This is a genomic window from Yeosuana aromativorans, assembly GCF_014646655.1.
GTDB classification, from domain to species: Bacteria; Bacteroidota; Bacteroidia; order Flavobacteriales; family Flavobacteriaceae; genus Yeosuana; species Yeosuana aromativorans.
Genome location: NZ_BMNR01000010.1, coordinates 53,454 through 62,716, shown reverse-complemented (window position 1 = coordinate 62,716; position 9,263 = coordinate 53,454). Strand labels below are relative to the sequence as shown.

Annotated in this window: 9 protein-coding genes; 7 read left to right on the top strand and 2 right to left on the bottom strand. The window is 32.8% G+C overall.

The features are described 5' to 3' along the window. The 4 genes from IEW94_RS15900 to IEW94_RS15885 form a co-directional block, all read left to right on the top strand. Nucleotides 1-780, top strand: a 780-nt coding sequence (locus IEW94_RS15900; protein WP_229669554.1) for a relaxase/mobilization nuclease domain-containing protein, incomplete at its 5' end; no start/stop codon positions are given. A 16-nt stretch (nt 781-796) separates the two neighbouring features. Continuing rightward, nucleotides 797-1,111 (top strand): DUF6730 family protein, encoded by a 315-nt coding sequence (locus IEW94_RS15895; RefSeq protein ID WP_188654898.1) that lies wholly within the window; start codon nt 797-799, stop codon nt 1,109-1,111. Nucleotides 1,112-1,320: 209 nt separating this feature from the next. After that, complete coding sequence (locus IEW94_RS15890; RefSeq protein WP_188654896.1) at nt 1,321-3,165, top strand: ATP-dependent nuclease; 1,845 nt, start codon at nt 1,321-1,323, stop codon at nt 3,163-3,165. Next, nucleotides 3,146-5,140 (top strand): UvrD-helicase domain-containing protein, encoded by a 1,995-nt coding sequence (locus IEW94_RS15885; RefSeq protein ID WP_188654894.1) that lies wholly within the window; start codon nt 3,146-3,148, stop codon nt 5,138-5,140. The genes IEW94_RS15890 and IEW94_RS15885 overlap by 20 nt, the downstream gene beginning before the upstream one ends. Before the next feature lie 110 nt (nt 5,141-5,250). Here the strand turns inward: IEW94_RS15885 and IEW94_RS15880 are convergent, their stop codons facing one another. Next, nucleotides 5,251-5,586: a hypothetical protein gene (locus IEW94_RS15880; RefSeq protein WP_188654892.1), complete on the bottom strand. Its 336-nt coding sequence runs from the start codon at nt 5,584-5,586 to the stop codon at nt 5,251-5,253. Between the two features lie 29 nt (nt 5,587-5,615). Beyond that, nucleotides 5,616-6,779, bottom strand: coding sequence for a HEPN domain-containing protein (locus IEW94_RS15875; RefSeq protein ID WP_188654891.1), 1,164 nt, complete (start codon nt 6,777-6,779; stop codon nt 5,616-5,618). A 152-nt stretch (nt 6,780-6,931) separates the two neighbouring features. On the opposite strand from IEW94_RS15875, the gene IEW94_RS15870 reads away from it, so the two are divergent. The 3 genes from IEW94_RS15870 (at nt 6,932) to IEW94_RS15860 (ending at nt 9,258) form a co-directional block, all read left to right on the top strand. After that, on the top strand, nt 6,932-7,150 hold the full coding sequence (locus IEW94_RS15870; RefSeq protein WP_188654889.1) for a helix-turn-helix domain-containing protein: 219 nt from the start codon (nt 6,932-6,934) through the stop codon (nt 7,148-7,150). Between the two features lie 283 nt (nt 7,151-7,433). Then, the gene (locus IEW94_RS15865) at nt 7,434-8,438 is read left to right on the top strand and encodes a type IV toxin-antitoxin system AbiEi family antitoxin (protein ID WP_188654887.1); all 1,005 of its coding nucleotides are present in this window, start codon (nt 7,434-7,436) and stop codon (nt 8,436-8,438) included. Then, nucleotides 8,416-9,258 carry a nucleotidyl transferase AbiEii/AbiGii toxin family protein gene (locus IEW94_RS15860; protein ID WP_188654885.1) on the top strand — a complete coding sequence of 281 codons (843 nt, stop codon included), beginning with the start codon at nt 8,416-8,418 and terminating at the stop codon, nt 9,256-9,258. The genes IEW94_RS15865 and IEW94_RS15860 overlap by 23 nt, the downstream gene beginning before the upstream one ends. The last annotated feature ends 5 nt before the right edge of the window (nt 9,259-9,263 follow it).

Here is a 9,263-nt window from a genome sequence, read left to right as displayed (position 1 = left end):
CTCAAGGAATTTCTGCATGGCGACTCACCTGCAGAGATCACCAAAGAGTTCAAGATGCTCCAGGACCAAAACCATAACTGTACAAAAAACACCCTGTCATTTGTAATAAGCCCAACCATAGAAGATGGCAGGCATTTGGATAAAGATGAACTGCATGCCATTACCAAACACTTCATGCATGAAATGAAACTTGGGGAACGGCAGGCCATAGCCTTTGTGCACCGGGACAAAGAACATAAGCACATCCATTTGTATGCCAACCGCATTGATTTTAAAGGTGTTGCTTATAACGACAGCTTTATAGGCAAGCGCAGCCAGCTGGCAGCGGAGAGAACGGCGGAGCATATGGGACTTACCACCGTCAAGCAGATCCAATTTGAAAAGGAATTCAACCTAAGGGAAATCCGGACTGAGATCAAGCGAAGGCATGACCTGACCATGAAACAGTTCCAGCCCAAATCCTTTGGCGCCTATGTAAAGGCTATGGAGGCCAATGGGGTCAAGGTCATTCCGACTATCAACAAACAGAACAAACTGCAGGGCTTCCGCTTTGGGTTCGATGGCCATAATCTAAAGGGGAGCGAGGTGCATCGGAACATGTCCATGGGCAACATCGGAAAGGAGATGTCAATGATCCATGGGAGAAGTATTTTAAGGGACAACAATGTAAGTATCAAACTGGCAGGAAAAACGGTTGACCTAACGCCAAACCTGGCCATAAAGATCACCAAGTTCATCATTAAAAAGGCAATCGATAGAGGAATGGGAATCGGATATTAAATAAAACATAACAGTCATGACAAAACTTGAGGAACTGACAGCTCTTTTGGTCAATGAAATAAATGACTTTAAGAATGGTGTCGAGAAACTGGACAACTTCAATGACCGATTAAAGGACGCAAAGATCAGGATGGATGTATCGGAATACAAAACCATTATCGAGGAACACCAGAAACAAATGGCATCTCACATAAAAGCTATTGAGGGCTTTGAAAGTCGATTTAATGATAAAATTAATAAAGCTAAGATTTATCCTAATTGGGCTGTTGTGTTATTTATAGTTTGTATAGTAGTTACTATAGTACTAATATCCTATATGTTTTTGAAATAATATATTTTCGACAGAAATTTCAGTAAAATACATAAAAGTTCATTTTCTTTTTTAACTTTAAAGTCTCCCTGAAATTGATTGATAATAGCGACCTTTTGAGCCGTATTATTCATTAAAATTAATGAATATAACAAACATTAGTTAAGGTTCTGTATCTATAATTATCTAAATGATAAATAAGCTTTAAAAGTAAATGATAAAAAATTAACATGTATTTATCTGAACTAAAAATATGGAACTTTAGAAAATTTGGATCTGGTTCAAATGATTTGAATCCTGACACGCCAGATTTGGTAGTTCCTTTTAAGAAAGGTGTAAATATTCTTATTGGTGAAAATGATTCTGGTAAAACAGCTATTGTCGATGCAATAAAAATAGTCCTGAAAACGCATAGTGCAGATTGGATTAGAATTGAGCATGAAGATTTTTTCAAGGATACCCAAAAGCTTAGAATAGAATTGAAATTTATTGAGTTAACTCCAAAAGAAGCAAGTCATTTTACTGAATGGCTGGGTTGGTATGGAGAAGAAGGTAGTGTACAACCATACTTAAGAGTAATTTTAGAAGTAAGCAGAAGATTCGATAGGATTTTACCATTTGATATACGTGCTGGCGTAGATGAATATGGACATCAATTAACCGCTGAAGCTAGAGAATATTTAAAAGCAACATATCTAAAACCACTGAGAAATGCCAATGCTGAATTAATACCAAGAAAAAATTCTAGATTATCACAAATTTTTGCGGGACATGAGGCATTCAAGAATAGAGAAAATGACCACCTTTTGGTTGAAAGAATTTTAGAACTTAATTACCACATTAAAAATTATTTTGACGGGAAAGATAAAGATGGAAATGATCTCCAAGAAAAGGAGTTAAAAGGTAAAGAATTAAAAAATGAGATTGATAAATACCTAAAGTCTTTTGCTAATAAATCAACTCAATTCGAGGTCTCAGGCGGTAATCTAAAAAGCATATTAGAAAGCTTATGGTTACTCTTTGAAAATGATATGAATCTAGGATTAGGCAGTCATAATCTTTTATTTATATCTTCAGAATTATTGCATCTTAACAAAAAGGATTGGTCAGGAATTCGATTAGGTTTAATTGAAGAAATTGAAGCACATCTGCACCCTCAAATACAGTTACAAGTTGTTGAAAAGTTACAAGAGTATGAAGATATTCAATTGATTTTTACTACACACAGTCCAAATATTGCATCGAAGATTAGCTTAGAAAAACTCATAATGTGTTGTAATGGAAACGCATACCCAATGGGAAATGAATATACAAAGCTAAGAGCAACAGATTACACTTTTTTAGAAAGATTTTTAGATGTAACAAAGTCTAATTTATTTTTTGCTAAAGGAGTAATTTTAGTTGAAGGATGGGCGGAAGAATTGTTTTTACCTGCACTTGCATCGAAAATAGGAATAAATCTTACAGAAAAAGGAGTTTCTATTGTTAACTTAGGCAATACAGCTTTTTTAAGATATAGCAGAATATTTAAACGTGAAAAAGAACCACATCTCGAATTACCTGTTGCTATAATAACTGATGTAGATGTAAAGCCAGACGCATATAAAAATATAATAGCTGATACCGAAACCGAAGAGGATGTTGTAATGGCTGATAAAATCTCTGCTAAGGAAAATAAATACAACGGGCATAATGTTAAAACATTTGTCTCACCCCATTGGACTCTAGAATATTGCCTATCGCTATCCGAAATAATCAGAAAGCCATTTTTTGCTGCTGTGTTGAATGCTTTAAAAGAGCAGAAAGAAGATGAAGGGGTTCAAGATTTAACTTCATATAATACGGAGATTGCAAATATAGATACCAAATTCAATAATTGGGGAGATGCTCAACTCGATATTGCTTTTTCCATTTATAATAATTATGTACTTGGTAAAAAGATTTCAAAATCAATCATAGCACAACATTTTTCAGAGCAGTTAAAAAATGCTACGATTACTAAAGAACAGATTGAAGCAGATCAAGAAATTAAATATTTAATTGATGCTATAAAATATGCTTCCGGTAATAACTAATAGCGAAATTAGATATGCTGAAAAAATTCTTTTTGGCAAAATCAAAGTGTTTGACCGAGAACGAATTGATTTTATAAAAAACATGGATACTATTGATTTGCAAGCTGTACCTGGGAGTGGAAAAACCACAGCATTACTTGCTAAACTTCTAATTCTTGAACAGCATCTTCCTTTTTCAGATAATTCCGGGATATTAGTTATCTCTCATACAAACACGGCAGTTGATGAAATAAAAGAAAAAATAGGCAAGCATTGCCCAAAGCTATTTTCATATCCGAATTTTGTGGGAACAATTCAAAGTTTTGTTGACCAATTTTTAGCAATTCCATTTTACAATAAAATCAGAAAAAAGGGACATTACAGAATTGACAATGAAATATATAATGAAAGATTGGAATTCTTTTTACAACGTTGTTTGACAGGGCAAACATTTCAAACTTTCAACAAAGTTAAACACATATATAATTCTAATCCTTCACTTATATATTCATACAGATATGGGTTTAATGAAAATGGTCATGTTAGATTAGTAAAAACGATTGGAGGAGATGAATTAGAAATAAATAAACCAAGAGGAAATACAAGACCTCAAAATTATATTGATTATACCCCAGAGGAAAAACAACAGGTTATTACTTATTTACACGAATTAAAAAAAACAATTTTATCTACTGGAGTATTATGTTTTGATGACGCATACTTTCTAGCTGAATCGTACATTAAAAAAATCCCAGAAATCAAGAAAATAGTTCAAAACAGGTTCAAACAAGTTTTTGTAGATGAAATGCAAGACATGGATTCTCATCAGTACAATTTATTAGACAAACTTTTCTATTCTAAATGCATTAAAAATCATGTTTTTCAAAGAATTGGAGATAAAAATCAAGCTATATTCTCCGGAAACATAAAAATTGATAATGTATGGTCAGATAGAGAAAAAATGATGAAGCTAACAGGTAGTCAGCGGTTATCGCCTCAGATTGCTAATGTCGTAAAACATTTTGGCTTAAATTTCATTGAAATGGCTGGAAGAAATGAGAATCGAAATATTCCTCCCATTATGATTTTGTTTGAAAATAATACTAAAGGACAAGTATTAACGCGATTCATAGAAGTCATTGAGGAATACAAAAATTCGGGTGCGTTTAACGATGATAAAAATCCAATAAAAGCAATTGGTTGGAATTCTTCTCATGATACTGCTAATAAATTGGGAATAACTGATTATCACCCAAATTATAGTAAGGTTAATGTTGGTCAGAAATTAGATTATCAGAATCTAATTTCATACCTGTTAAATTTTGACAAGACTAAGAAAACATTAGAGCCGATTAGGAAAAACGTTTTGAACGCTTTTTTAAAAGTGCTTAGATTGGAAAATTTACAAGTTGAGGATAGACCATATACAAAGAGAAAACTATTGGATCATTTACGCGATAATTATTTTTCCATATACGAAGAACTTAATTTGAATATCTACAATTGGTCTATGGCGTTAATTAATGCTAATAGTAATGGCGTTAGAAACAATTGTGCTACTTTTTTTAGAAAAATGTTAACTGATGTATTTGAGAAAAACCAGTTATTGGATGTTACGAATACATTTTTAAATAGTGCTGATATAGAATTAGCTCATAAAGCAGAGAATAATCAAGAAATAGCTAATGTTTTTAAGCTAAATAATATTGAAGTAGAACTTGGTAGTATTCATTCTGTTAAGGGAGAAACTCATAGTGCAACTCTATATCTTGAAACTTGTTATTACCAGCATGAAACAGATAAATCAAAGCAGCAACTACTTGGTCGAAGAATAAAGGCTAACGATGGGGTAAGAACAAAAGAATCTGCAAAAATGATGTATGTGGGTTTATCAAGACCAACAATTTTGTTATGCTATGCTGCTCATTCTGGCAGGGTAGATGATAAAATGAGACAGCAATTACAGGATAATGGATGGAGAATAGTTGTTTTGTAAATGAGATTATATGAAGAAAGATTCTGTTGACTGTAAATTACCAATTGAATTTGAGCCGATTTCATTCACCTTTTTAGGGTCTTTTTTTTGCTTTTATTATAATTTTAGTTTTATAATTGGTCTTTTTCTAACTCTATTTTAGATAGTATTCTTGTAATATCATCTAATGTGACCATCTGTTCTCTTGGTAATAAATTGATAATGAATTCCAATGATACTATAACATTGGCTTTAGGGTCAGCATTTGAATGGGCAGATGATGAAAAGGTAGCGTCTCCCTCAAGTGCTAATACACAGGTTTTCAGTAAGCAAGATATGTTGAATAAAAGTTCGTCATTATCACATATTGAAAATTCTCCTTTCATCATAGGTTTATTGTTACATGAATATCCAGAAGGTCTTAACAATCCGTCTCTATTTGACAATGACTTTTGAATTCTCTTCAATACTTCTTTATGTTTCTTTTTTTCTTTCACTAGCTGTTGATTTCTGACTCTAATGCTAAATCCCTGATGACATCAAGCAGTTCCATTTCCTCATGGGGTATCATATCCAAGACATGTCCCAAAACCTCTTTGATATTGTGTTCTGGTTGGGGTATTGAACGAGTAGGGAAGTACTCTGCATCCATAGCAAGTATGCATACTTTCAATAGATTTGAGATTATAAAGGAAAGGTCTTGATAGCCTTCCGTAACTATTCCAATGGTATAATATCCTTTTTTAAAGGGATACGGTTCTAAGGCTGAAAAATCTTTTTCGGATAAGGATTTAATGAGCTTTGATAGGTCACTTTCTTTTTGATCTTCAGGCTCTTTGTTAGAAAGGCCTATATTTTTTGCGTGGATTGATTGTTTTGTGCATGACTTAAGTTTGTTATTAAATAATGAGGCAACTGTAGATTGAATTTTATTAGCTTTATCAAGTATCTTATTGATTTGAACTGAATTAATGTGGTAATTGTTTTCATATCTTGTAGTTACATAAGCATCATCCAATAATTTTAAAAGGAATTGTTCTTGCTCAATTTCCGTGTTAAATAAATTGCCTAGTTCAGGAGCAAATGATTTAATATAGGTTTGAAGTTCTTTAATACTATGGCTTTTACGTTCCTTGCCCATAATAAAAAGCCCAGCATATCTAAACCATAATTCCAAATATTGGTGAAGCATATAAGCGGCGTGTGAAAGATTATTTTTTTCGATAAAAAAAGAAGCACCATCCAAAAATGCTGTAATTTTAATATGCTCCTTTTCAAAAGCAGATTTAATGTTATTTAATGTTTTTTCGGATATTTGATATTCATGAAACATGTCTAATTCTGCATTTGGATTATGATAAATCACATTCTCCCATCTACAACCATGGACAAAAAACAAATTGTCTTCTTTTAGCTGTTGCTGGGCATATTCAAAAGAAAATATCCGGTATAGAAAGTCCGTTTCTTCCTGAAATATTTTGGCCACCATGGAAGACAATTCTTTGGTTAATGAAGAACAGTTTCCTTGAAGTATTATAATTAGAAAAGAATTGAATAAGTCCTCTGTATCAACTCTTGATTCATAAACATACTTAATTTCCAAAAACGATTTTAGTTTGTTTATAATAAGTTTTTTTTCCGTGTGAATTTTGTCGTCCATATCTACTGTTTTTGAATATTAGAATCCTTAATGATTCTTTAGATTTTCTAAACAAATCTATATATAATCTATTTAAATTCAAAATAAAACTTTAGAATTTCTGTATTTTTCTATATTCAAAGTATATTTATCTATTAAAAATCGAAATATTTATGACTTTCCTTGGATTGTATCTCACAAAAAAATCAGTGAATAGAGCAATGGTTTCAAGACGTACTGGAATAAGTCAGGCTAGACTTTCTCAATTGAGCTCTAACGAATCTACTAGACTCCGTGCTGATGAACTTTATTTAATCGCTTTGGCTATTGACGTTGAACCAGGTGACTTATTGAAGGAAGTATGTAAAAATTTAAAACTATATAATGATTAGAATGTTTGTTTTTTTTAATTGCTATTAATTAGATTTTCTTTTCTATTATTTTTATAAGTATTTTACTTCGATAAGCAACTAATATTAGAAATGATTAACTATGATCAAATATGTCTTTTCAAAAGGAGATATGTTTATTTCCCTAAATACGTATTTAAGCTTTTCCGTAATGAAATGTAATCCTGTTTGCTTTTATTTACTTTTTACTTGTTTTTTAATCTAATGTTCAATATATTTGAATGTTCATTGTCACTGAACACTTAAAAATAATGAACAAAAGACTATGTATCGAAATCAGGATTTTATATACGAAGCTGTTACTAACCTTGAAAAATTAATTGATATTCCAATTGATATTGAAACATCAAGAGCTAATTATGATGCTATTTTAAACATCAAAAACATACAGTTTGTAGTAGAAGCAAAATCAGCTATGAGAACCTCTAATCAGGGATTGGTATTGTCACAGCTTGAAGAAATTAGAAATCGAAGCAATAAGCCAATTATATTAATTGCACAATATATATCTAAAGAAGCGGCAAATCATCTAAAGGAGAGGGAGTTTAATTATATAGATATTGCAGGTAACGCTTTTGTTAAAAAAGACGACTTGATAATTTTTATTGAAGGCCAGAAGAGAAGAACGGCTACCTTAACCAATCAATCTCGAGCCTTTCAAGAGGCTGGGGTTAAAATAATCTTCCATCTGTTAAGCGAACCCGAAAACTTACAGGATTCATACAGAACTATTGCAGAAAAAGTTGGAGTATCTCTAGGTTCTGTAAGTAATGTGATGGCTGAACTGGAAGAATTAAATTATTTGATTAAAACCAAAGACAAAAGAGTACTTAAAAATAAGGAAGAGCTTTTGGAACGATGGTTAGTGGAGTTCAACACCGTTTTAAAACCTCGAATTATAAGAAGCCGAATGAAGTTCATAGATTCTGATATGGCTCAAAATTGGCGTTACACACTTTTAAATCAAACAGGTGGTGAAATCCTTTTGGGAGGTGAACCTGCGGGAGCCATCCTAACCGAGAATTTAAGACCGCAAGAATTTACCATCTATAGCAATCTGGAATTACCTGAAATTGCAAAAACATTGCGTTTAGTTCCTGATAAAACGGGTAATGTAGAAGTACGCCAAAAATTTTGGCAAAACAACAACTGGAATAAAAACACGGTGCCAGCCTTATTGATTTATACCGATTTAATGAATAGCGGCTATGGTCGAAACGTGGAAATCGCTAACCAAATATTTGAAAATGAGTTACAGCATATCCAGTAAAAAATTTAACCATCCGCTATTAAAGCCTATTCTTCAGGAATTAACCGACTATTTCAAAGATGCGGGTATTTCCTTTTTTGTCATTGGGGCGACAGCTCGCGATATTATTATGGAGTTGCATGATGAAAGTTCCGGACGTTTAACGCACGATTTGGATATAGCCATCACCATCAACGATTGGGAACAATACAAAACGGTAGAAGAAGGCATTACACAACTACCTAATTTTACTAAAGACCCAGACCAAAAGCAACGTTTCCAATATTTGGGAAAGTTCGATTTAGATATCGTGCCTTTCGGTAATATCATGAAGGAAGACGATAAAATCTTTTGGCCGCCAGAAGAGGAATTCGCGATGTCAGTCCTTGGTTTTCCTGCGGTAAACGATGCGTCATTAAAGGTAAGTATCGATGAGGATATCGACATTCAAATCGCATCCTTGGCAGGTATAGGGCTTTTGAAAATAGTAGCCTGGAGAGATCGCAACCATAAAACCAATAAGGATGCGGATGATATCGCTTTTATCCTGCAAAACTATCTGGAAATCCATCGAGACGAATCGCTAGAACATTTTGAAGCTGTCTATACAGACGACCATACCATAGTTAAAGGAGGTGCAACCTTATTAGGTATTCATATCAATCAATTATTGGTAGCTTATCCAGAGGCTAAACAAAGCATTAAAGAAATTTTAACTGCGGAAATAGAACAAAAAGAAGAAAGCAGACTCATTAATCAAATATTGGAAACCCATAAAGTCTTAAGCTACGATGAGGTTTTAAACAGCATAGAGAATATAAACAACCAAATAAAATTATAGTCAAT